The sequence below is a fragment of the Colwellia sp. TT2012 genome, from assembly GCF_001440345.1.
Lineage (GTDB): Bacteria > Pseudomonadota > Gammaproteobacteria > Enterobacterales > Alteromonadaceae > Colwellia.
Genome location: NZ_LJYX01000025.1, coordinates 34,823 through 59,594, shown reverse-complemented (window position 1 = coordinate 59,594; position 24,772 = coordinate 34,823). Strand labels below are relative to the sequence as shown.

Genomic DNA, 24,772 nt, shown 5'->3' with positions numbered 1-24,772 from the left:
AGGTTATTTTACATTTATTAATTTAAGTATTATTTATTTTTACTATGACACTGAAATAAAGGGTTTTATTAAGAGTGGTATACTTATTGCCTTTGTACAGCAACTACAAAAATAATGCCTTTCTATTTCAAGGAATGTATTACAAAGGAAAATACGATGAATATAAAAATGTTAAAAGCGGCTGTTGCTGGATTAGTTTTATCTGTTAGTGGTTTTGCTAATGCTACATTTATAGATTTTACGGGAGGAGATGTTACTAAAAACGGAGGAGGGGTTGGGACAACGAATAATTTTATTCTTTTTGATAATGCCGCTTTCTATGTAGAAGATGGATTTAAATTCGAGTTTTTCTTTACGGGATTACCTACTGCATTCGCGTCATCAATTGGAGATTACTACAATACTGGTAATGATGTTGTTCACTGGCATTGGCTTGATGGTTGTTGCGGTAATGTTACTGAAGTAAAAGTATCTAAAGTAGATGGTACAACATTTGATCTTGGCGGCTTTAGTGTGAGTACTAATACATCAAATGGTGGTGGAGGTTCAATAGGCACTGAACAAGTTTATATAAACACTTCTAAAGCACTTGGTATATTTAATGTCGCCTCAGATGACTGGGGGTTAGGTAATGGTCCAGACCCTTTAATTACCATTGCAGCATCAAACATGTTATTTGACGATATCAGTTGGTTTTCATTTACTAACGGTAATAATAGTACCGCTGTTGGAATGGGATTAGATAATTTCTTTCTTGATGAAGCGGGTGATCCTAATGGCTTTGATCCTACCTCTGTCCCAGAACCTACTACCCTTGCCATCTTCGCATTAGGTCTTATGGGTTTAGCAGCACGTAGATTCAAAAAACAGTAAGCTAATCTGTTTAATACTCCTACATTCAAGTAATGAGTAAAACATTAAGCACCATTGATTGGTGCTTTTTTATTGCCTGTAGTTTAGTTAAATTACCTTAGAGATAACTCAAACCAGCAAGTCATCCCACGATTTGGAAATATGTTTTATTCCTTTACTCGACTTGTACCATAGTTCTTTGTTTGGTCAGGTTTATAGCCTTTGCCTCTTGCTTCGGCTCGTTTTTCTCTGGCTTTAGCTAAAGTAACATCTGGATATTGGTCAAAACCTAAATTAGATCGTTTTTTGGTGAACGGTCGATAGTAATTGAATAGCCATATTTTAGAGCCACTGGGCTTAATTCTAAGCATCAAACCATTAGTTTGTACTCTTTTTATTTTGGCTTAGCGTGCTTAACTTCTGTGGTTGTTAGAGGGGATATTATCTTGGCCATAGTAACACCAGTATTTAAAATATAGGGTGAATTAGGAGCTGGACTCGCCAGTGTTACTATGAATGTTACTATATAGATTGGTTTTAATAAATAGCTACTGATAACTATGTAGGGTGTTTTATTAGGGTTTTCGTGGTTTGTAGCGTGTTATTGATGGGGAAAATTGTGTAAATGGTCCACCCGACAGGATTCGAACCTGTGACCTATGCCTCCGGAGGGCATCGCTCTATCCAGCTGAGCTACGGGTGGTTTTTTAGGCAAAGTCTTAATATTAATATTACCTTAAGGAATGCGCGGCAAATACTATAATTTATCAATATACTTGTCTAGTTAAGTTGTCGAAAATATCACATTATTTACTAGCTATATTTGTGTTGAGCTCTTATCTTTAGCATATTTATCAAATTTATGTACTTTCGTGAAAAAACTGCCTAATGTTATGAATACCCTATTAAATTTTCGGTTGTATTCTCAAAATGAAACCACGTCTTTACCGGTTACTTTCAGCACAAATAGCCGCCATTTTACTATTCAGTTTTTTTGTCGTCGCTACGTTGTTAATTACACCCGTTTATGGACAAACGCTTGCAACGAAAACCCTTAAGGCTGAGCTGATTGTTAAACAGATTAACCGTACCGGTAAGTTAGCTTTTAAGCGTACTTTAACGTTGTCATTTAAAAGCAGTGGCTACCTGAGCCAGCTTAACATTGATGAAGGCGAAAAGTTTACTAAAGGGCAATTGCTTGCCCAACTTGACTCAACTGAGCTAATAGCGGAAAAAAATGCCAGTTATGCGCGTTTATTACAAGCAAAGCGAGCTGTTAAGCGTATTAAAACCCTGCTCAGTAAAAAATTAAGCTCACAACAAGCTCTTGATGATGCTAAAACCTTGTTGTTAACGACGCGTGCCAGTTATAAAGTGGCTTCATATAATCTTAGTAAAGCGCAATTACGCGCGCCTTTTGATGGTGTACTAGTAAAGCGCTTTACCGAATTGGGTGAGTTGCAGAGCCCTAATCAAAGTGCATTGCAATTAGCAGCCACCGAAAATAACTTAGTGGTGCGTGTCGCGTTAACGGCAGCAGAAGTGAAATTAGTTAAATTGCGGCAAAAAATTTCGGTAAATTTAACTGAATTTTCTGCTATATCTGGCACTGTCAGTAAAATCCCAGCGATTGCCGATCAACAAAGTCATTTATTTACCATTGAGATATTTTTAGAAAATATAAGTTCTAATCAAGTGGTTGTTGGCCAGTTGGCCCGGATAACAACAGACATTACTACTGATAGCTTGGCTTATCGCTTGCCTATTGAGGCGCTTAATAGTGTTGATAGCCAAGGTCGAGCCTTAATTATGGTGCTCGTCAGCCATTCGACTGAAACTGAACATTACCAGCAACAGGCGTTTGTGATTAAGCAGCTCTCAAATACATATATCTATTTATCAGCTAAACAAAGCGCCCTACCCTTAACCATAGTCACGCTAGGCTGGCAGCAGCTCGTTTTGGCTAAAGAGCCGCCGTTAGATGCAGCTCATAAAGGCTAATAGCAGATGAAACTTCCTCGATTAGCCATAGATAATGCCCAATTCACCCTAACTGTTTTTTTATTATTAGTTTTGGTTGGTGTGCTGTCCTATTTTAATATGCCTCGCTCAGAAGACCCACAGTTTGACTTACCGGTAACCTTAATTGAGGTAGTTTATCCTGGCGCCTCGCCCAGTGATATTGAAACGTTAGTGGTTGATCCCCTTGAACAAGAAATTGCCGATATTGAAAACATTAAAAAAATTGAAGCAAAAATACACAATGGTGCGGTTAGAATTACCATTGATTTTCTTTATGGCACCGATGCGGAAGCCGCATTTAATAAAGTAAAACAGGCAGTAGCAACCGTAAGACCTAGCTTACCTACCGGCATTGCCGAGTTGCTAGTCTTAAAAGCAACGCCGAGCAGTGTCGCCATAATGCAGTTGGCTTTGTGGTCAGAGCCGACAGACTACAAAATCATGGAATTACAGGCCAAGTTACTAGAAAAACGACTCGAAACCATAGCCAGTGTGCGCAAGGCAAGTATATGGGGATATCCTCGGCAAATTGTCGCCATAGATATTGATTTGGCGTTATTGAAACACTATGGCTTAGCACTGACGGATATTAATCAAATCCTTCAGGGGCGAGCAATGAATATCACCCCAGGTTTTGTTGATGCGGGTACTCGGCGCTTTAATGTCAAAGCCAGTGGTAACTTTAGCCAACTAGTTGATATTGAAGATACTATTATTAGTAGCAGCAATATAGCCAAGGCTAATGGCATATTAAAGGTGAAAGATATTGCTCAGGTTAGTTTTGCTAGCGCAGAGCCGAGCTATTTAGCTTATTTTGATGATATACCGGCGATATTTATTACGGTAGAACAACGAGAAAAAACCAATATATTTGTTTTAACGGAGCAAATAAATCAAGAGCTTGAGCTGTTTAAGCAGAACTTACCTAGTGGCCTAAAATTGGAAAAAATATTTCAACAAGCCGATAGTGTTAAGGTGCGTGTGAATGGTTTTTTTGATAACTTGACGCAAGGGCTGGTGATTGTAGGTTTGATGGCCTTGCTGTTTTTAGGTTTTCGCGAAGCTTTAGTGGTGATAATTGCTATCCCCATTTCATTTTTGATGGCCATTGGTTGGTTGGATTTTAGTGGTTATGGTTTACAGCAAATGTCTATCGTCGGTTTAATCATAGCTTTAGGTTTGTTGGTCGATAACGCTATTGTGGTAACCGAGAGTATTCATAGAGAAAAGAAACTTGGTAAAGACATAAAACAAGCGGCAGCAGATGGCACCAGTAAAGTCGCTTGGGCCATAGCCAGTGGCACAATTACTACCATGTTGGCTTTTTTACCTATGCTGATGATCCAAAGTAATACTGGGGATTTTATTCGCTCAATGCCAGTAACTGTGGTGTTAGTACTACTTGCCTCGTTATTAGTGGCATTAACCTTAACGCCTCTGTTAGCCAGTAAGTTACTCGTTGTTATTACACCAAACAATAATCCGAAAGCGTTGAAAATACAGACTTTACAGCATTATGCTAATCAATTTGCCGAAAAAAATTATACCGATATTTTAAAGGTACTTATGCGGCATAAAATAGCCGTTATCATGGTTAGCTTGGTGGCACTTGTTGCTATGTTATCTTTGTTTGGGCAAGTAGGTGTTAGCTTATTTCCTAAAGCGGAAAAACCGATGTTATTGATTAATGTCACCACACCGGCTAACTCATCACTCGCCTATACCGACAAAATTCTTCAGCAAGTACGCCAGCATGTTAAGCAATATACTTTAGTTGATAAAGTAGCACTGAATATAGGTAATGCCAACCCACGTATTTATTATAATGAAGTGCCTAAACGTGGCATGATTCGCTTTGGTCAAGCCTTGTTAGTATTAAAGTCCTATCAAGCGGATGAAGTAACCGCTTTGGTAAAAAATCTACGAGATGATTTTAATCACTGGCCACAGGCTGACATAAGCGTTAAAGAGTTTACTCAAGGACCCGTGACCGATCAGGTTATTGCCATTCGGCTGTTAAGTGAATCCTTAACTGATTTAGAGCAAGTTGCTAATGATTTAGCCGCGAAAATGCGACAATTATCAGGTGTGGTAAATATTGATAATCCTATCGGTATGGCAAATACTGAGTTAGTGCTTACTATTGATTATCAGCAAGCTTCCCTTAGTGGTGTTAGTATTGAACGATTAGATAAGACCATTAGTACCATATTATCTGGCACTAACATTGGTCAGTTTAATGATACTAACGGTGAAGACTATCCTATTATGGTGCGTCGAAATAACCCTAGTCTTGATAGTTTATCGGCAATTGAGGTGAGTAATAACCAAGGTGTGGCTATTCCGCTGGCACAACTAGCGACCATGGAGTTAAAAAAAGGCGGCAGTGACTTTTTTCATTATCAAAAATTACGCATGGCCAAAGTATCTGCCGATGTTGAAACCGGTTATTCAGTGGGTGACATCACTAAAGAATTAGTGGCTTATCTTGAGCAGTATGACTTACCTAAGGGCATGTATTTTACCTTAGGTGGTGAAGAAGAATCACGGCAAAAAACGTTTGCCGGTTTAACTCAAATAATGCTAATTACTGCGATGGGGATATTTGCGGTATTAGTTTTACAGTTTAAATCTATTTTACAGCCGATGATAATTTTTAGTTCAATACCGTTTGCCATGGCTGGCTCTATTATAGGTTTATATTTAACTGGTTTATCTTTTTCTATGATGGCTTTTGTCGGCCTGATCAGTTTATTTGGTATTGTGGTAAATAATGCCATTATTTTGATTGATAGCACCAATGCTAATTTACGAGCTGGTTTAGAGCTGCACTCGGCAATATTAAAGGCCAGTGCAGTTCGCTTTACCCCCATATTACTAACCACGTTAACAACCATAGGGGGGCTAATTCCATTAACCTTATTTGGTGGTGGTTTATGGCAACCACTTGGCGTGGTGTTAATTTCTGGTTTATGTATTTCCGCTATTTCTAGTTTCTTATTGGTGCCTATTTTAACTGAGTTATTTACCCCTAAGGCAAGTCTAAAAAGCCCTAGCTAAACCATTATATTCTTTAATAAAACCAAGACAAAATAATGAATTAATATATAATGGTGTCAATTCTTTTCAATATGTAATCACGTCTAGTTGTACGTTTTCAGGATAACTATAAATGGAAGTTATTGGTAGCTCAGGTTATTTTTTAGCCGCTTGTGCTTATGCAGTTTTTATTTTATTACTGTTAGCGGCACGAAATAAAACCCTTGCCGGTGCTTTAGTCTTGTTAGCGGCCATTTTAGTTTTTGCCTCTAGCCTTAGCGCTGCCTTACAAACTAAGCAAGGTTTTACCTTGCTTATTGTTCTCGCCATCGAGACTTTAAAGTTAGCTGCCTGGTCGCTGCTAATTATTTGCACCCAAGCCAATATTACCTCGGTAAAAGCCTTTATTAGTCACCCCAAAGTTAGGCAGTATCTACAAGTTTGGGCTGGTTTATCGGTACTGTGCTGGGGCGCCGTACTCTTTATTCCGGGTAGCGTGAAGCTGTTATTCTCTTTGTTTTTATTGCTTAATTTGTGGCTTTTGGTGTTACTTGAACAGTTATATAGAAATGCTGATGTTAAAGTAAAGTGGGCGGTATGGTCATTGATCATCGCCCTAGGTATGGCAACCGTATTTGATTTTGTGCTTTTTGCTCAGGCGGCCATGGTTAACCAATTAGACTTTTCTTACTGGTATGCCCGTGGTTTTATTGCGGCTATAGGTATGCCATTAATCTTGGTCAGCACTCGGCGGATAAAAGATTGGTCAGTTGATGTTTTTGTCTCTCGTGAAATGGTTTTTTATAGCTCTATGTTATTAATTTCAGGTGTCTACTTATTGTTATTAGCCATAGCCGGCTATGCGATTAATTTTTTTGGTGGTACCTGGGGGGATGTAATTAGTATCGCTTTTATTCTTTTAGGCGGTAGTGTTTTAGCGGCACTATTAATGACCGAAAGATTACGTCGAGAAGTTAAGGTCTTTATCACTAAACACTTTTTTGCCAATAAATATGATTATCGCATTGAGTGGCTTAAATCGATAGAGCAGCTCGAAATTGGCGCAAGTGATGATTACTATCATACCGCGACTCATATTATTTGTTCATCTTTAAATATCCAGCAAGGGGCATTAGTTAAAAAAGTCTCTAGTGGCAATTATCAGTGCCTTTACCAACAAAATTATCGTCTTGAAGCCGATGACTTACGTTGTTTAGCCACAGTTGATGAATTTTGCCAACAACATGGTTGGATTATTGATGTCCGAGAACTCGCTGTTGTTGAGAACAGTTATCCTAATTTATCGTTAGATGCGCAAGCCTGTCGACAAAAACACATAGATATTATTATTCCCATTTTTATGAAAAAATCTGTGTATGGTTTTTTCTTATTGGCTATGCCGCCAGAGCAAGGCTTATTAAACTGGGAGGACAGGGACTTACTTTTTTCTATCTCTAGGCAACTCAGTAACTATTTGTCCCTTAATGAAGCGAATGAGAGTTTAGCTGAGTCTAAGCAGTTTGACGCTTTTAATCGCATGTCTGCTTTTTTAGTGCATGACTTGAAAAATATTCAAGCGCAATTGGCGCTTATTAGTAGTAATGCGAAACGCCATAGAGATAATCCAGATTTTATTGATGATGTCTTTGAAACTGTGACTTCGGCAACTGGGCGGCTTGATAAAGTACTGACACAATTGCGCAATAAACAACTGGTTGAGTCAAGCAAAAAAAATACTGATGTGCAGGCGTTAATCATGGCGGTAGTTAAACAGCGTAACGTAGACAAGCCGAATATTAGTGTACAGTTAGCACTTGCTAGTAGGATTTGTATTGATGAAGAGACATTTTCTGCCGTGCTAAATCATCTTCTACAAAATGCACAAGAAGCGACAAACGATAATGGCTGGGTTAAGATAATTGCTGAGATGATAAACAATGAGCTGCATATCGAAATTATTGATAACGGCTGCGGAATGTCAGTAGATTTCATCGCTAATCGCCTATTTAAAGCCTTTGATACTACAAAAGGTAATGCGGGTATGGGTATTGGTGTTTATGAAGCAAAACAATTCATTGAGAGCGTAGATGGCACCATGCAGGTAACCAGCCAGGTAAATGAAGGCAGTCATTTTAAAATAATTATACCCGGTAAAAGTATAAATATTAAAAAATAATATAAAGGAAATAGCATTGTGATGGAAAAGTTACTGATTGTTGATGATGATCTCGGTATACAAAAACAATTGAAATGGAGCTTAGCTGATTACGACGTGGTCTTAGCGGATACCCGAGAGAGTGCTATTGCCGCAGTGAGACGACATGAGCCTAATGTAGTCACCTTAGATTTAGGTTTACCGCCAGATGCCACTAATGCGAGCGAAGGCTTAGCCACGTTAAAACAAATACTGGAGCTTGCCCCTCATACCAAGGTTATTGTTATAACCGGTAATGATGATCGAAGTAATGCCTTAAAAGCCATAGAAATGGGCGCTTATGATTTTTACCAAAAGCCCGTTGATGCCGATGTTATTAATGTCATTGTTTCTCGCGCTTTTAGTTTAGCAAAGATAGAAAAAGATAACCGCAATATGAAGTCTGTGGTGGGTTGTGACACAGGTATTATTGGTAGTAGTGAAAGTATTGATAGACTACGCCTTATGGTGCAACGTATTGCACCTACTCAAATCACCACGTTATTACTCGGTGAAAGTGGTACTGGTAAAGAAGTTACTGCCAAAGCTATTCATAAAGTGAGTGAGCGTAGTGATAAACCTTTTATTGCCATTAATTGTGCTTCTATCCCGGAAAATTTATTAGAAAGTGAATTGTTTGGTTTTGAAAAAGGTGCTTTTACCGGGGCTCACAAAACCACGTTGGGAAAAATAGAATGTGCTCAAGGTGGGACACTATTTTTAGATGAAATAGGTGATATGCCTTATCACTTACAAGCCAAATTATTACGCTTTTTACAAGAAAAAGTAATAGAACGCTTAGGTGGCCGTAAAGAGATAGCGGTTGATGTTCGTATTATTTGTGCCACCAACCAAGATCTAGAAAGTATGGTCGCGCAGAAAACATTCCGAGAAGATCTTTTTTACCGTATTACTGAAATAACCCTTAATATTCCACCATTGCGTGATCGAGATGAAGATGTACTTATTTTAGCTAACTTCTTTTTACAGCAATACGCTGGTGAGTATAAGCGCAATGTCAAATCGTTTGCCGATGATGCGCTATATGGTTTAAGACACCATAAGTGGCCGGGTAATATTCGAGAATTACAAAATAAAGTCAAATCGTCGGTAATTATGTGTACCGGTAGTCAAATTAGTGCTTTTGATTTAGGCTTTTTTGATAAGGAAAATGCCGAGTATGAGTTGTCGTTAAATTTACGCGCGGTGCGTGAACAAGCCGAAACTATTGCGATTCAAAAAGCCTATGCCTTGACGGAAGGAAATATGTCAAAAACGTCGGAATTATTGGGTATCACCAGACCGACGCTTTATTCATTAATAGAAAAGTATAAAATTGCCATTAATATTTAAGTGGTTAATATTTGAGGATAAGTAATAGCACGGATAATTATTTATCCTCGGTGCTATTACTTTGTAGTTCAGCTAACTCTCTACTTTTTTGCTTTAAAAGCTTATCAATATAGCGGGTCATTTTAACTTTTTGTTGAATCGAACCTTCTAATATTTCTTCCACTTCTCGTAAAACATTCTTTATATTCTCAACATTTTTAGTTGAGTTTATCACTAAGGGTTGAGCTTTCTTATCGCCGTCAAACTCGGTGCCACTAAGTGAACCCGTTAGCTCTTCAGACATTTCCAGAGCAACTTCATTAATGACTTTACAATTTATGTTAGTAAGTTCTTCTAGGAAACCAAATAGTAACAAGCGATCAACAAATATATTTATTTTTCGTGGTACGCCAAGCGTTTTTTTAAAAATCAGTTGAAAAGCATCATCGCTAAACAAGTCCTCTTTATTGTAATTTGCCTGGGCTAACCTGTGATTAATATAATCTTTAACTTCTTGCTCATTAAGGGGCTTTAGATGTGCTGAGGCAATAATACGTTGCCTAAATTGTTCCATATCAGGTGCAGAAATAATGGTTTTTAACTCTTCTTGACCTAATAAGAAACTTTGAATAAGTGGCTTATTATCAAGCTGAAAGTTAGAGAGCATTCGTAATTCTTCTACGGTTTCTGGTGGTAGATTCTGAGCTTCATCCACTAATAATAAGGCACGTTTGCCTTGTTTATGTAAGTTAATTAAAAACCGTTCAATACTTTGTAGCACATCTGCTTTACTACTGCCTGATACAGTAATGTTAAACTCAGCTGCCACAAGCTCAAGTAATTCATCGGGAGATAAATTTGTGGTAACTAATTGAGCCGCGACTATATTTTCATCAGCAATGTTGGCTAATAAATTCCTAGCTATGGTTGTTTTACCTGTGCCAATTGGACCGGTAATAACAATAAAGCCTTCACCTTGATCTAAGCCGTATTGCAAATAAGATAAAGCACGTTGATGATGTTTGGTGGCAAAGTAAAACCGGGGATCTGGGCTTAACTGAAAAGGTCGCTCACTAAAGCCATAGTAATTTTCATACATGTTAAAAATCTTTTGTTAAATTAATGGAAGCTCGGGCTTCAGTGTAAGTGTAACGCTTAAAATTTGATTGTCTATCAAGGTATTGTAACGTAAAAAAGGCCTTGAGTGATGAAGCTAAGCCTCTATTGTAGGTTGCTGAGAATGTTTTATACATATCTTCTTGTCGAGGGCCATCAGGTCTATACTTGTCAAAAACATTTTTACTGTAATTCACATAAACCGTAACATCGCTTCTAGTCGTCATACGACGAGTAACGCTAAAACGTGCCTCAAGGTAGTTATCTATAATGCCGTTACTTAAACTTTTGCGTTCGCGGTTAGATAGATCGAAGGTAAAAGTAGTACGTGCTAGCGCTAACTGAGATTGCCATGCTAGACGCTTGTTTAAAGTGAACTCATTATCCTCTACTAGTTCAAGCGAACTAACGGGGACACTTTGAAAGTCACTAGTATCATCAGGTATTTGGCCAAAAGGTAAGCAATCACTAACATTAAAGCTATTATTGGGACACCAAACATCACTGTTTACTTCTTGGAAATTACTACGGTCAAAAGCGTCAATGGTTTCATGGTAAGACAGTGTGTTAGTTAACCGTTTAGTACGATGTGAAAAGTCTAACTCATAAGAATTACCAAAAAAACGCTTTGAATAACTAGCCTTAAGTGAGGTACGTGCAGATAGTTGCCAATCTATATCAGCAGCAACATAGTCATCACTGGCTTGGCTATTATCATCTACATAGTTATAAGATAAATCGATGATAAAGTGCTTAGCAACCTGATAGCGCAAACCCGGCCCCCAAGACGGAATTTCCTCAGGGTTACGGCCCGCTAAAGTGCCGGTCACTCTTTCATTATAGAAGCGCACAAAAGGGTTAAGTTTATATGGCGAAATGACGCCAATCTTGGCTTCGAATTGATAATTCTCACTGGTGAAACCACCCTCCATACCACTGAATCCACCACTTGCCCGGTTCGCAAATGAACCGTCGACTTGCCAAAAAATAGTGCGGGCAGCATTACCACTTTTACTATTAATTAGTACCGTGTAACCATGACTTTCACCGATACCATCTTCAGTATCCACTGCGCTAGAAATAAGTGAGGAAAATAGCGAGTAATCACTGTTGGCACTGTTATATTGTAAGCCGGCTGACAGGTATCGTTGCTGAATCGTATCGGCAGTAATTAGGTCGGCTAAACTATTGGCGGTATCATTTTTACTGACATTGCTTATTGAAGCGCTAGCAATGGCGGTTAAATTATCTTGCCACAGTGAATATGAGGTATTAGCAACCAGCGTTTGGTAATCATTATTAAGTCCACTATCATGGCTATAGGCTGCTAGTGTTTCAGTGCCGGCAAATGAGAATTGTAATTTTCTGGAACTAAAATGAATATCAGCACCAATAATGAACTGGCTCACTAGACTCGATTTTTTATCTAATTGATTCAGTTCAATATTATTAGTGTGGGTTTCGGTTAGCCCTAAACTCGGCTCAAAACGCCACTCACCCGCTAATGAGCTGGCAGATAAAAATAAGCAAACTATACCTAAGCAATGTACTAATGACAGATTCTTACTGGGTTTTTCTGCCATAGCCATATCCATAATAGCCATAGATATCCTTTTTAGATCGAATGGTTTTATTCATGACTAAGCCTATAGCAATATCACTATTTAACTGACTTACTGCTGCTTTAACATCATCTATTTTAGTTTTTGACTCTTCTACCACTATGATCGCTTGGCCGACAAGATCCGATAATACTGGCGTTTCGGTAACACCGAGTATTGGTGGGCAGTCAAAGATAACGATACGGTCTGGGTAACGTTCTGCTAGCTCTTTCGCTAATTTTTCCATCCGTTCACTGGCCAATAATTCATTGGTTAAGTGGTGTGGTTTACCGGCAGGAATTAGTTTTAAGTTTTCAATATTTGTACTATAAATAATATCGGAAATCGATGTCACTTCCGCTAATAAATATTCGAGTAAGCCCTTTTTGCTATCAAACTCTAATTCTCTATGCAAACTAGGCCTAAGTACATCGGCATCAATTAGCAGTACTGTTTTATCCTGCTCTAAGGCGATACTTAATGCTAAGTTAATGGCGACATAGGTTTTACCTTCATTAGCATGAGAGCTGGTCACCATAATCAGGTTACTATTATGTAATGTTTTTGATGCTAAGCCAAAGGCATTGTTGATCAGTTTGCGTTTAATATGGCGAAATTCTTCTTGAATATGATGAGTGCTATCTGGGCTATAAATAAAGCCTCGCTCATTTAATCGATCACCATTTAAAATAATTTTATCTTTATTTGTAGTGCTGTTGTGCTCGGGTGCTCCAGCTACTGAGGTATTAGTTGTCTCTGCAGTAGTTGCCGCAGTAATAACTTTATACTCAGAGGTTTGAACAGATTTTACTTGTTGCGCTAATTTTTGTTTAGCCAGGGCTTTTTCAATGGTACTCATGGCTAAAATATCCTTTTCAATGGCGTTGGGACTAGTTCAGGAAATAAAAAATAACTAATAAATAGTACTAATAAAGAGAGTAATAACAGGTTCGAACCAATAAAAATCATGGTTTTCTTTTGATGCCATTTTTGTAAACCTAAGTTGTCATTGGCCGAGACCATACCAAAAATAGGCACTCCCGTGGCTTTTGATAATTGCACTGTGGAGGTAGCTACTGGGTTTAATAGGCTCATTAATAAAGATAAACCAATACCAACACCAAAACCTAGGAAAGTGACAACAGCAAATAAAACATAGCGTTTTGGCCCAGAAGGCTTGGTTGCTATACGCGGTGGATCTAAGGTTCGAAATTGAATTCTATCTGTTGTTTCATCTGCTTGTTGTGCTAATTGTGCGGTTTCTTTACGTGATAATAACTGTTCGTACTTTTCTTTGGTAATAGAGTAACCACGGTTTAGGGCGACTAATTCAGCCTCTATTTCAGGTATAGTATGTATACTACTTTCAAGTTCAATAATACGCTGGCGGTAATGATCAGCCCTGACATTGAGTGAGGCAATCAAGTTTTCCAACTGATTGACTTGAATTTGTAATTCTTGAATAACCGGATTAGCACTTAAGCGTTTTAAGCTGCCGCTATTTTCACTATTTTGCGTGAAATACTTGTCTATTTCAGTACGGCGTAACTTATTTAAGTGCGCTAAATTTCGGCTCACTTCAATGACATCTGGATGTCTGTCGGTATAACGAAGTTTTAAGGTATCGAGATGCACTTCGAGCTCAGTAATACGGTTATCGTAAGTGGTTTGAATAGAGCTATCACTTTTGATTTTATTATTACTGCTGGAATTAGTAACGATCGACTGTGCAAGTTGTTTATTAGCGGATGCTAATCGCGTTATATTTTCCAAAATATCTAGTTCAATGTATTTTAACTTATCTCTACTGTTGTTCAACTTTATGTAATAGCCGCCCGACTGATTAGGTAAAATACCACTATATTTTTGTTTAAAGCTAGTCAGTCTAGCTTCAGAATTACCTAATCGATTTTCATAATCTTTAATTTGAGTACTTAAAAATCTTTGTGCACTATCTGAATCGTTGCGTGTTTCTCCCAAGGTATTTTCAATAAAAACAGTTAAGGCAGAGCGAACAATATTTCTGGCCATTTCGGGGTTTTTATCTTCAATGCTTAGGGTGTAAATATTTTCTCGACCAACCCTAGATATTTTGATGTTGTTTTTTAGTGATTTAATGATTTGTTCATACTCTTCACTATTACTGGCTTGTATATCCAGGTCAGTCATACGTGATATACGTTCTAAATTCGGGCGACTTAATAGTGTTTTAATCATAAGGCGAATTTGAATGTTCGGATTAGTTTCAACGGTTAATCCTTTTAGTAATGGCCGCAATAATGATTGCGTATCAACATAAACCCTTGCTTCTGATTTATAAATATTGGGTAAAGAGGCAACAAAATACCAACCCAGCGGACAAATAAGCCAAGTTGCTATGATGATATAACGACGTTTTAACCAAATTCCCTTTAGATAATCAATTATCTCTTCAAATATTTCTTGCATTACTTGCCTTTAATTTTTACGCTCATTTTAGATGTTATTAGTGATGACAGTCTTAAAACCATGCCTCAGGAATAATGATAATATCCCCGGGTAACATATCTACATTGGCACTAATTTTGCCATCTTTCAGTAATTTATCTATCAGGACTTGATACTGTTTTTGTTGACCATTTTCAATACGTATTAACACCGCATCATTGCCATCGGCAAACTCAGTTAAGCCACCAACTTGAATCATAACATCTAGTAAAGTCATGTGCTGAGTGTAATTAATTGCTCGTGGTTGAGCGGCTTCACCAATAACACGAATTTGCTCACTAAAAGGGCCAACAAAATTTTCTACCGTAACAGTAACAATAGGGTCACGCAGATAAGTTGCTAATATTTCTTCAATTGAACGGGCTAATTCGGTTGGGGTTTTACCTGCAACCTTGATATCCTCTACCAAGGAAGTGGTGATCATACCGTCGGGTCGCACGACAAAAGAGCCTGATACCTCAGGGTTTCGCCAAACAAAAATATTGAGTACATCACCAGAGCCGATTAAATATTTATATGAATTTATATTAATAGTATTTGATGAGTGTAAGGTTGCACTTGGTAGGGTACTGTTTGAGCTACAGCCTGAAAGAAGTGTTGCTACTACCAGCAATACCACTTTAAACTTGCTGACAAAGTGATTATCCATAATTTACACCTTTTTAAAATACATTTTATTTAAAAAAACAATGATCTATTGTAGGGTATTTTACCTTATTTTAACAATGTAAAGTAACAAAGGTAAATTAAATGTTAACTTTAGTGCGTTTTTTGTTAGAATTAACGCTGTTTTATCGGAAGGTACTTGCAGTTTAGCAGTTATCAATTAAAGGGAATCTAGTCGGTTATGTCTAGTGCGAAGTTTCGTGACTTATCAGCAGGAAGTAAGTCTTTAATTATTATAGAGCAAATATTATTTGCCGGTGCTTTGTTATTAGCGGTGCACTTTAATGAGCTATTTAAAGTCATTGAATCTCAGTTGATTCCCGATGGTTTCTTATTGCTCTATGCTGTTATCTTTGCTTTACTTAATCAATTAAGCGCTTTAGCTTTAGGTTTATATAACTCAAAACTGAGGGAAAGCTTTCGAGGCATTTTCCGTCGCATGTTAATGTGTGTTTCGGTGGCCTTTTTTGCTGCCACCATTATTAACCCTTTTTATGGGCCTTATCACCTACCGATTGAATTATTGGCTATCGCCTCATTGATCAGTGTTTTTCTTATTAGCTGTTTCCGTTATTTTACCTTTAAGGTTGATTTTTTTGGCTTTGGAAAACGTAAAATTTTAGTGTTGGGTTCAGGTGAACGAGCATCAATCATTGAAAAACGTATGCGCCGTGATGTTGATAGGCAAGACTTTTCTGTCCATGGTTTTGTCGTCATGGTGGGAGACACACCAGACGGAATTCAATACGAAACACGTATCAATTTAGAGGAATCCTTGGTTGACTACTCTTTAGCCCATGAAATTGACGAAATTGTTGTTGCCAATGATGAACGTCGTAATAACTTACCGGTAGATGAACTATTTGCTTGTAAAATTCGTGGTGTTGAAATAACCGACATATTAGATTTTATCGAACGTGAAACCGGCCAAATAGCCGTAAATCTTATTTACCCAAGCTGGGTCATTTATTCCAACGGTTTTGCCTCTAATAATCACTTGCGTAATACCTTAGATTGGATTTTTAATGCGGTAATGGCAGTGTTTTTATTGCTAATTACTTGGCCTATTATGCTTATTGCTGTGCTATGTATGAAGATCACCGAAGGTTTTAGTGCACCGATATTTTATAAGCAAGAGCGGGTTGGTCTAGACGGCGAACCCTTTAATATTATCAAGTTTCGCAGTATGCGCTTAGATGCTGAAAAGCACGGCGCACAAATGGCCAGTGAAAATGATAGCCGTATTACCAAGGTGGGCCAATATTTGCGTAAGTACCGTATTGATGAACTGCCACAAATATGGAATATACTTCATGGTGATATGGGTTTTGTTGGACCAAGACCTGAACGTCCACAATTTGTGCAAGGATTAATTAAAAATCTGCCTTATTATAACGAACGTCATAATGTTAAGCCGGGCTTAACGGGATGGGCGCAATTGAAATATCCTTATGGCGCAACAGAAGCGGATTCACTGGAAAAGTTAAAATACGATCTGTATTACATCAAACACCGTAGTTTCTTATTGGATTTGTTGATATTAATTAGAACCGTTGAAATTGTCTTGTTTGGTAAAGGTCGTTAATTAGTATGCAAAAAAGTAAAATACCAGATAAACAAGCGTTAACGGTAGATGTAGAAGATTACTTTCATGTCTCAGCATTTGAAAAAGCTATTGCTAAGTCTGATTGGCAAAACTTGGAGATGCGAGTTGAGCGCAATACCTATCGCTTATTAGAGCTATTTGAGCAAAAACAAGCCAAGTGTACTTTTTTTACTTTAGGTTGGGTGGCTGAGCGTTGTCCTAATTTAATTAAAGCCATTGTTGAGCAAGGGCACGAGTTAGCTAGTCACGGCTTTGCTCACCAACGGGCGACGAGAATGACCCCCGATGACTTTCGCGCTGATGTCAGTAAAAGTAAACAGGTGCTTGAAGATATTTCAGGGCAAGCTGTTATTGGTTATCGCGCACCAAGTTTCTCCTTTAACGATAGTAATACCTGGGTTTATGAAATATTGGTTGAGCTTGGTTTTGACTATAGCTCGAGTACCTATCCTATTGAGCATGATTTATATGGTGTACCTAATTGGCCGCGCTTCAAATATCAACGACCGGAAGGGATTATAGAAATTCCTGTGCCGACGGTACGCAAAAACAATCGTAATACCGGTATAGGTGGCGGCGGTTATTTTCGCCTTTATCCTTATTTTTTATCAAAAAGACGTATTGATAGCTACTTAAGTAACGAGCAGCAGCCTTATAGCTTTTATTTTCACCCTTGGGAAATAGACCCTGATCAGCCTCGTGTGGCGGGTGCCTCCATTAAATCAAAACTTCGCCATTACTTAAACTTATCCAGTATGGAAGCCAAGGTAGTGCGCTTGTTAGATGATTATCAATGGCACACCATGAAAAGTGTTTATTTGGATAAATAGTTAAATAGAGATAATGCTTTTATGGTGAATTAATCATAAAGCTAAATATAAAGAGAAGGGACACTTGAAAACTATTTTAATTACTAATAATGCCATTAAGCAGCTAACACCAGCTGACTTTGAACCGTGGGACCACTATGTTAAAAATCACTCACAGGGTAGCTTTTTTCATTTAAGTGGTTGGCAGCAGGTTATCTCAAAAAGTTTTAATCATGACTGTTACTTCTTGTATATCGAGCACGAGGGTAATATTGCCGGTGTGTTACCCTTAGTTGAAGTTAAAAGTAAATTATTTGGTCATGCGCTTATTTCTACGCCTTTTTGTGTGTATGGTGGCGCTATTGCCGATACAACAGAGCAAGTGCGTAAATTAGAGCAAGAAGCTTGTCAGTTAGCCGAAAAACTCTCTGTTGATTATTTAGAACTGAGATACCAAGAAAAACAAGATTCAGCCTTGTTACTTAAACAAGCGCATAGTAGTTTTGGCTGTGAATTAGCCGAAGACAAGGAACAAATTCTAGCCAGTATTAAGAAAAAACAACGGGCGGTGATCCGCCACTCGCTAAAAAATGAACTCAGCTTTTCGCTTGAGTCAGGTAAAGCCAATCTAGCTGATTTCTACCAGCTACTGTCAACCAGTTATCGTAATCTTGGTACGCCTATTTTTAGTAAAGCTTATTTTGAAAACTTGGTAGAGGTGTTTGGCGATAACGTTGATATCGCGGTTATTAAAAATAAAGAAGAGCAGCTATCTAGTGCGGTAATGAATTTTTATTTTAATGAACAAGTATTGCCTTATTATGGTGGTGGTAATGCTAGTGCTCGTGGTCTTAAAAGTGCTGATTTCATGTATTACCAAGTGATGTGTAATGCCAGCGAAAGAGGTTACCGTTGGTATGACTTTGGCCGCAGTAAAAATGACAGTGGTCCGTACAAATATAAGAAAAACTGGGGCATGGAGCCCAAGTCGCTGTATTACTATTACCACTTAGTGAATGCGACTGAATTACCAAATCTCAGCCCAAACAATCCAAAATACAAGATATTTATTCAGCTCTGGCAAAAACTACCGTTAAAAGTTAGCCAAATCATTGGTCCCTTTTTATCTAAGTTTTTGGGTTGATAATCATGACCATTGCTAGTGAGCCAGTGCAAGCCAATAAAAAACCAAGCAAGAAAGAGCCATTATTGTTTCTCTGTCACCGTATTCCTTTTCCGCCCAATAAAGGCGATAAGATCCGTTCATTTAATATTTTGAAAAAGTTAAGTGAACACTATGATATCTATCTTGGCTGTTTTATTGATGACCCTTTTGATAAGCAGTATGTAGCAACCTTAGCTAAATATTGCGCTTCAGTTTTTCATTTAGATCAGCACAAAACCATCGCAAAAATTAAAGGTTTAACGGGTTTTTTTACCAATAAACCAATCACCTTACCTTATTATTTTGATAAACGTATGCAGCAATGGAGCAATCGAATCCTTGCTGAGCATAATATTAGCAAGGTCTTTGTTTATTCATCCTCTATGGCTCAGTACGTTCAAGGGGATGAATACCAATCACTAGAGCGAGTGATTGACTTTGTTGACGTAGATTCTGATAAATGGCGCCAATATGCGGAGAAAAAATCCGGTATCGCCAAGTGGTTTTTCAATCGTGAATATAAATTATTGGCACGAGAAGAAAATGCAATTTGCGCACAATTTACCCATAGCTTGCTTGTCTCTGCCGATGAAGCAAAACTCTTTCGTGATAATCAGCCACAAGCCCAACAAACCAAGATACACGGCGTTCTTAACGGTGTTGATGTTAAATTCTTTGATCCTAGCGCTGATTTTTCAAAAGAAAGTTTAGTGCCAGATGTGCCCTTTATTAGTTTTACCGGCGCCATGGATTATTGGGCTAACGTCGATGCGGTATTATGGTTTGTAGATAAGGTTTGGCCGTTAATAATAGCTAAACAACCGGATGCTATTTTTTGCATCGTTGGTGGCAACCCCAGCAATGAAGTCAGTGCTTTAGCCAAACAGAAAGGTATTATGGTGACCGGGCGCGTGCATGATGTTCGACCTTTTATAGATAAAGCTGAATGCGTCGTTGCGCCATTACAAATAGCGCGTGGCATTCAAAATAAAGTATTAGAAGCCATGTCGTTAAATAAGCCCATAGTGGTAACCAGTATGGCAATGGCAGGTATTAATGCACAACAAGCAGATGGCATTGTTATTACCGATGACCATAATACTTATGCGCAAGCATGTTTAACGTTTTTAGCAGAATCAGCGCTTGAAGTTGAAAGTCGTCAGTGGATACTTGATCACTTTACGTGGCAGCAAACTTTGCAGCCGTTAGCGCAATATTTTTCTGCGGTTAATACGGTTATCAGTAAGGAAACTAGCTAATGAATATTGCAGCGAAAAAAGTTATTTCTATGCAGACAATGCAAGTAACGAATAAACGCTTTTTAGCCTTATTGACGTGTCTGGTTTCTGCATGGGCACTGGTTTATTTTGATGCCTTGCTGGGCATGGAAGCGATATGGTCAACCTCTGATACTTTTGCCCACGGTTATTTCATTTTACCCATAAGTTTGTGGTTAGTCTGGCGTGATAAAGACTATTTATTACAAAGCCGAGTAAGACCAACGTGGCTAGCATTACCTTTTTTAATGGGTTCTTTATTTTTTTGGTTATTTGCTTATGCTGCCGATATTAATGTTTTAGGACAGCTTTCCGCGGTTAGCTCATTGATCTGTTTACTTTGGTTGATGATAGGCAATAAACTGGCGTGGCGTTATAAATTTCCACTGGCGTATTTGTTATTTGCCGTGCCTATGGGTGAAAACCTTATTCCATGGCTGCAAGATGTTACTGCTTGGTTTACCGTGTTTTTCTTGAAATTAAATGGCATACCGGTTTACGTTGATGGCTTATATATTCAAATACCAACGGGCATGTTTGAAGTGGCCGTCGCGTGTTCTGGTATACGTTATTTAATTGCTTCACTGGCGGTAGGCACCTTGTTTGGTTATTTAACTTATAACAAATTATACAAACAGGTTTTGTTTTTCTGCTTTGCCATGTTCTTGCCTATTCTCGCTAACGGTATACGCGCTTACGGCATTGTGGCCATTGCCTATTATTCAGATATGGAATATGCCACCGGTGCCGATCACTTAATTTATGGTTGGTTGTTTTTTGGCCTCGTCATTATGCTAATGTTTTGGATTGGTGGTTTGTTTGCCGATAAAATACTGGTTGATGAAGAACTTACCGATAAAGCGACTCTTAATGAGTTAGCTAATAATGAAGCAAAGAATACGGTAATAAAAGCAAACAAAATGCTTTTATTACCGTTGCTAACTTTTCCCCTATTATTTTTTACTTTATTGATATTAAAAGCTATTCCCGTACTGCAATTGAGCGAGCCTGTTAATGCGACCACTCAGATAAAAAAATCATCGTGGGGCATTCATTTTGAACATGCCTTTGACAGCCGTTTAACGATGGATAATAGCGGTATAGAAAAATTCAGTGCCGTTTATGGTAACAAACAAAATAAAGGTGAGTTAATTTCGTGGGCAAATGTTACTCATGATCACGATCGCTGGACTGAAGTTGCCAGTAAAACGCTGATGCTTGCGGGCAAACCTGCCATGTTAGTACATATGCGTGATATTAATGGTCGACCGCGCAGTTATCTATATCAATATAAAATCGGCGACTTTTATACCGTCAGTAATAACAAAGCAAAATTAATGCAAGCGTGGAATAGTTTATCGCGCCAGTCGGATTATAGTGAAATACGCGCAGTATCACTTGCGGGTATTAGTGATTTAACGCATGTTGAAAAAGTATTATCTAAAGCTTTTTTAACACAGTTATTCAATGGGTCTAATCTTGAACAATAGTGCTGTTGAACTAAGGCCAATTATTGCCCATTTAATTTATCGACTTGATATTGGCGGATTAGAGCGGGTAATGCTTAATTGTATTCATCAAATGCAAGCGGATAATTTTAAGCATATTATTATTTCGTTAACGGATGCTAATAACTTTGCCCAAGATGAAAATAACGCCATTGAAGTATTCTGTTTAGGTAAGCAGCAGGGGGCTGATTTAGGTATTCATCTGAAATTATACCAGCTGTTAAAGCAACTTAAGCCAGCAATATTACATACCTACAATTTGCCAACCATTGAGTATCATCCTATTTCATGGCTTGCAGGTGTTAAAGGTCATATCCATGCAGAACATGGGCGTGATATTGGCGATCCGCAAGGTTTGAATAAAAAGCACAACCTGTTGCGTAAGTTAATGAGTTATTTTATTCAGTCTTATGTTTGTGTTAGTGAAGAATTACATACATGGTTAATTAATACTGTTGGTATCTCTACTAAAAAAGCGTTATTGATACAAAATGGTATTAATACCGAACGTTTTAACCTACCGAAAACGAATAATCAAGAGCATAAAAATCAACTTCGCTTTGCTATTGTTGCTCGTATTACGCCAGTAAAAGATCATCAAAACCTACTCAATGCTTTGGTATTCTTGCAAAAAGAAATTGGCGCCGAAAATATGCCTGCGCTGGCGATTGTTGGTGATGGTGCTCAGCGAAACCAATTAGAAAAATTCTGCCAAAAAAACCAGCTCAATACCGTGGTGTTTTTAGGTGCGCGTGATGACATAGAGCAGATATTAGCGAATACCGATGTTTTTGTTTTATCTAGTATTGCCGAAGGTATTCCGATGACCATTTTAGAGGCTATGTCGGCAAAAACACCGATAGTAGCAACACGTGTTGGCGGCATTCCTGAAGTGGTTACTGATGGTGTAGAAGGCTTTCTGGTAGAAAAAAGTAATGCTAAAGCACTAGCCAATGCACTAAAGCTTTATATCGACCAACCTAAATTAGTTATTGAGCACGGCAAGAATGCTCGTGAAAAAGTACTAAGAAATTTTAATGAAAAAAACATGGTGCAAGCGTATTTAACGCAATATCAAGCACTAGTTAAAGGATTATAAGCAGATGTGTGGTATTACTGGATTTTTAAATTTATCAGCGAAAAAAGCAGTACATCAGCCGTTATTAGCAGAAATGAATCAAGCCCAATTTCACCGAGGTCCTGATGAAGGTGGTGAGTATATCGATGACCATGTTGCTTTTGGGCACAGACGTTTATCTATTATCGACTTATCCTCAGGTCAGCAGCCAATGGCCAGTGATGATGGCGATTATGTGCTGATATACAACGGCGAAGTTTATAATTTCAAAGAAACGCGTATTGAATTAGAAACGCTAGGTCATGTATTTCATAGCCATAGTGATACCGAAGTTATTTTGCATGCCTATATGCAATGGGGTGATGCTTGCATTGATAAATTGCAAGGCATGTTTACCTTTGCTATTTGGCATAAAAGCGAAAAGAGCTTGTTTATCGCCCGCGATCGTTTGGGTATTAAACCGTTATTTTACGCCATTATTGATAACAGCTTATATTTTGCTTCAGAATTAAAAAGCATTACTTTAGTGCCAGGGTTAAGTAAAAAAATTGATGCTAAAGCAGTTGAGCAATACTTTGCCCTAGGTTACGCCGCCGAGCCTCATACTATTTATCAGCAAGTTGCCAAATTACCGCCAGGTCATACCATCAACATTAAGGTTGGTGATAGCAAGCCGACCATCAAACAATATTGGGATGTAAGCTACGCACAGCAAATACAAATGTCAGAAGATGACTATGTGCTGGAAATGGCAAAACAATTTAAAAGCGCTGTTGATAGCCATATGATGGCCGATGTGCCGCTGGGCTCTTTTTTATCGGGCGGCGTTGACTCTAGCGCAGTGGTTGCGATGATGTCTAACCTTTCTCAAGAAAAAGCAGGCAACAATGGCACTGTTAGCAAGCCAGTAACCACCTGTTCTATTGGTTTTGATGTAAAAGATTATAACGAAACTGACTTTGCTCGCATGGTGGCGAAAAGATATAATACCGATCACCATGAAAAAATTATTGCCAGTGATGATTTTGAATTAGTTGATGTACTTGCGGGTTTATATGACGAACCATATGCGGATAGCTCAGCCATGCCTACTTATCGTGTTTGCCAAATGGCGCGTGAGCAAGTCACCGTGTGTTTATCAGGCGATGGTGCCGATGAATTATTAGCAGGTTATCGCCGTTATGGTTTAATGATGAACGAAGAAAAAGTACGTGCCCTTTTACCTTACGCAATTCGCAAACCTTTGTTTGGTATTTTGGGTAAGTTATACCCTAAAATGGACTGGGCCCCGCAATTTTTACGTGCTAAAACAACCTTTCAATCACTTGCTATGGATACCACTGAAGGATACTTCCACGGGGTATCATTGCTTAATAACGCACAGCGTAAAGCACTGTTTTCGGATGAGCTTTATCAAGAATTAAAAGGCTATACCGCGTTAGAAGTATTTCGCGAGCATCAAAAAAACTTTGATGGTGATGATCCTTTATCTCTTATCCAATACCTTGATATTAAAACTTATTTAGTTGGCGATATTCTCACCAAAGTTGATCGTGCTAGCATGGCACACAGCTTAGAAGTTAGAGTTCCCTTTTTAGATCATAAATTTGTCGAGTGGACGGCAAAAATTCCGACCGAGTTAAAGCTTAAAAATGGTTGTGGTAAATATATTTTTAAAAAAGCGATGGAACCACATCTACCACACGATGTGCTTTACCGAAAGAAAATGGGCTTTAGAGTACCTTTGGCTGATTGGTTTAGAGGCCCGTTAAAAGAAAAATTACGTGAAGCACTATTAAGTGACGACATGCGTAATAGCGGTTTGTTTAATATGGCTACTATTGAGAAGTGGCTCAGTGATCATCAATCAGGTCGCAAAGAATATAGTGCTCCGTTGTGGACATTATTAATGTTTGCCTCGTTTTATAAACAAGCAGAGCTGGCTTAATGTTGTTGAGTAAACAAGCGAGTCGCATAAACCTTTCCGTGGGGCACAGTACCAGCATGTATACTGATGAAG

Annotated in this window: 18 protein-coding genes and 1 tRNA gene; 12 read left to right on the top strand and 7 right to left on the bottom strand. The window is 38.3% G+C overall.

All coding sequences use genetic code 11. The features are described 5' to 3' along the window. Positions 1-156: 156 nt before the first annotated feature. Positions 157-873 carry a PEP-CTERM sorting domain-containing protein gene (locus tag ASU03_RS21605; protein ID WP_057833134.1) on the top strand — a complete coding sequence of 239 codons (717 nt, stop codon included), beginning with the start codon at positions 157-159 and terminating at the stop codon, positions 871-873. Positions 874-1,019: 146 nt separating this feature from the next. Here the strand turns inward: ASU03_RS21605 and ASU03_RS21965 are convergent, their stop codons facing one another. Both ASU03_RS21965 and ASU03_RS17790 read right to left on the bottom strand, forming a co-directional pair. Next, on the bottom strand, positions 1,020-1,223 hold the full coding sequence (locus ASU03_RS21965) for an integrase arm-type DNA-binding domain-containing protein (RefSeq protein WP_057833133.1): 204 nt from the start codon (positions 1,221-1,223) through the stop codon (positions 1,020-1,022). Between the two features lie 255 nt (positions 1,224-1,478). Then, positions 1,479-1,555 (bottom strand) — tRNA-Arg (locus ASU03_RS17790). Positions 1,556-1,782: 227 nt separating this feature from the next. Between ASU03_RS17790 and ASU03_RS17785 the strand changes: the two genes are divergently transcribed. The 4 genes from ASU03_RS17785 (at position 1,783) to prsR (ending at position 9,460) form a co-directional block, all read left to right on the top strand. Beyond that, positions 1,783-2,853, top strand: a complete 1,071-nt coding sequence (locus ASU03_RS17785; RefSeq protein WP_057833132.1) for an efflux RND transporter periplasmic adaptor subunit — start codon at positions 1,783-1,785, stop codon at positions 2,851-2,853. 6 nt (positions 2,854-2,859) lie between these two features. Continuing rightward, on the top strand, positions 2,860-5,934 hold the full coding sequence (locus tag ASU03_RS17780; RefSeq protein ID WP_057833131.1) for an efflux RND transporter permease subunit: 3,075 nt from the start codon (positions 2,860-2,862) through the stop codon (positions 5,932-5,934). 112 nt (positions 5,935-6,046) lie between these two features. Next, complete coding sequence (gene prsK, locus ASU03_RS17775; RefSeq protein ID WP_057833130.1) at positions 6,047-8,089, top strand: XrtA/PEP-CTERM system histidine kinase PrsK; 2,043 nt, start codon at positions 6,047-6,049, stop codon at positions 8,087-8,089. 21 nt (positions 8,090-8,110) lie between these two features. After that, positions 8,111-9,460, top strand: a complete 1,350-nt coding sequence (gene prsR, locus ASU03_RS17770; protein ID WP_057833129.1) for a PEP-CTERM-box response regulator transcription factor — start codon at positions 8,111-8,113, stop codon at positions 9,458-9,460. Between the two features lie 37 nt (positions 9,461-9,497). Here prsR and ASU03_RS17765 read toward each other — a convergent pair whose 3' ends face one another. The 5 genes from ASU03_RS17765 to ASU03_RS17745 are packed head-to-tail and all read right to left on the bottom strand — an operon-like array spanning position 9,498 to position 15,292. Beyond that, positions 9,498-10,538 (bottom strand): XrtA/PEP-CTERM system-associated ATPase, encoded by a 1,041-nt coding sequence (locus tag ASU03_RS17765; protein ID WP_057833128.1) that lies wholly within the window; start codon positions 10,536-10,538, stop codon positions 9,498-9,500. Position 10,539: 1 nt separating this feature from the next. Further along, positions 10,540-12,159, bottom strand: a complete 1,620-nt coding sequence (locus tag ASU03_RS17760; RefSeq protein WP_057833127.1) for a TIGR03016 family PEP-CTERM system-associated outer membrane protein — start codon at positions 12,157-12,159, stop codon at positions 10,540-10,542. Then, positions 12,119-13,015: an XrtA-associated tyrosine autokinase gene (locus ASU03_RS17755; protein WP_057833126.1), complete on the bottom strand. Its 897-nt coding sequence runs from the start codon at positions 13,013-13,015 to the stop codon at positions 12,119-12,121. Before ASU03_RS17755 ends, ASU03_RS17760 begins: the two co-directional genes overlap by 41 nt. 2 nt (positions 13,016-13,017) lie before the next feature. Then, on the bottom strand, positions 13,018-14,604 hold the full coding sequence (locus ASU03_RS17750) for an XrtA system polysaccharide chain length determinant (protein ID WP_057833125.1): 1,587 nt from the start codon (positions 14,602-14,604) through the stop codon (positions 13,018-13,020). Positions 14,605-14,656: 52 nt separating this feature from the next. Next, positions 14,657-15,292, bottom strand: a complete 636-nt coding sequence (locus ASU03_RS17745) for an XrtA/PEP-CTERM system exopolysaccharide export protein (RefSeq protein ID WP_057833124.1) — start codon at positions 15,290-15,292, stop codon at positions 14,657-14,659. Positions 15,293-15,490: 198 nt separating this feature from the next. Here ASU03_RS17745 and ASU03_RS17740 point away from each other — a divergent pair, with 198 nt between their 5' ends. The 7 genes from ASU03_RS17740 (at position 15,491) to ASU03_RS17710 (ending at position 24,700) form a co-directional block, all read left to right on the top strand. Further along, a complete protein-coding gene (locus tag ASU03_RS17740; RefSeq protein ID WP_057833123.1) occupies positions 15,491-16,894 on the top strand; it encodes a TIGR03013 family XrtA/PEP-CTERM system glycosyltransferase in 1,404 nt (467 codons plus the stop codon). 5 nt (positions 16,895-16,899) lie between these two features. Continuing rightward, positions 16,900-17,745 carry an XrtA system polysaccharide deacetylase gene (locus ASU03_RS17735; protein WP_057833122.1) on the top strand — a complete coding sequence of 282 codons (846 nt, stop codon included), beginning with the start codon at positions 16,900-16,902 and terminating at the stop codon, positions 17,743-17,745. A gap of 64 nt (positions 17,746-17,809) precedes the next feature. Continuing rightward, a complete protein-coding gene (locus ASU03_RS17730; RefSeq protein ID WP_231731633.1) occupies positions 17,810-18,868 on the top strand; it encodes a FemAB family XrtA/PEP-CTERM system-associated protein in 1,059 nt (352 codons plus the stop codon). A gap of 5 nt (positions 18,869-18,873) precedes the next feature. Then, a complete protein-coding gene (locus ASU03_RS17725; protein WP_057833121.1) occupies positions 18,874-20,148 on the top strand; it encodes a TIGR03087 family PEP-CTERM/XrtA system glycosyltransferase in 1,275 nt (424 codons plus the stop codon). After that, the gene (gene xrtA, locus ASU03_RS17720) at positions 20,148-21,656 is read left to right on the top strand and encodes an exosortase A (protein ID WP_057833120.1); all 1,509 of its coding nucleotides are present in this window, start codon (positions 20,148-20,150) and stop codon (positions 21,654-21,656) included. The genes ASU03_RS17725 and xrtA overlap by 1 nt, the downstream gene beginning before the upstream one ends. Then, complete coding sequence (locus ASU03_RS17715; protein ID WP_197411274.1) at positions 21,646-22,773, top strand: TIGR03088 family PEP-CTERM/XrtA system glycosyltransferase; 1,128 nt, start codon at positions 21,646-21,648, stop codon at positions 22,771-22,773. Before xrtA ends, ASU03_RS17715 begins: the two co-directional genes overlap by 11 nt. Positions 22,774-22,777: 4 nt before the next feature. After that, a complete protein-coding gene (locus ASU03_RS17710) occupies positions 22,778-24,700 on the top strand; it encodes an XrtA/PEP-CTERM system amidotransferase (protein ID WP_057833118.1) in 1,923 nt (640 codons plus the stop codon). Positions 24,701-24,772 lie beyond the last annotated feature (72 nt).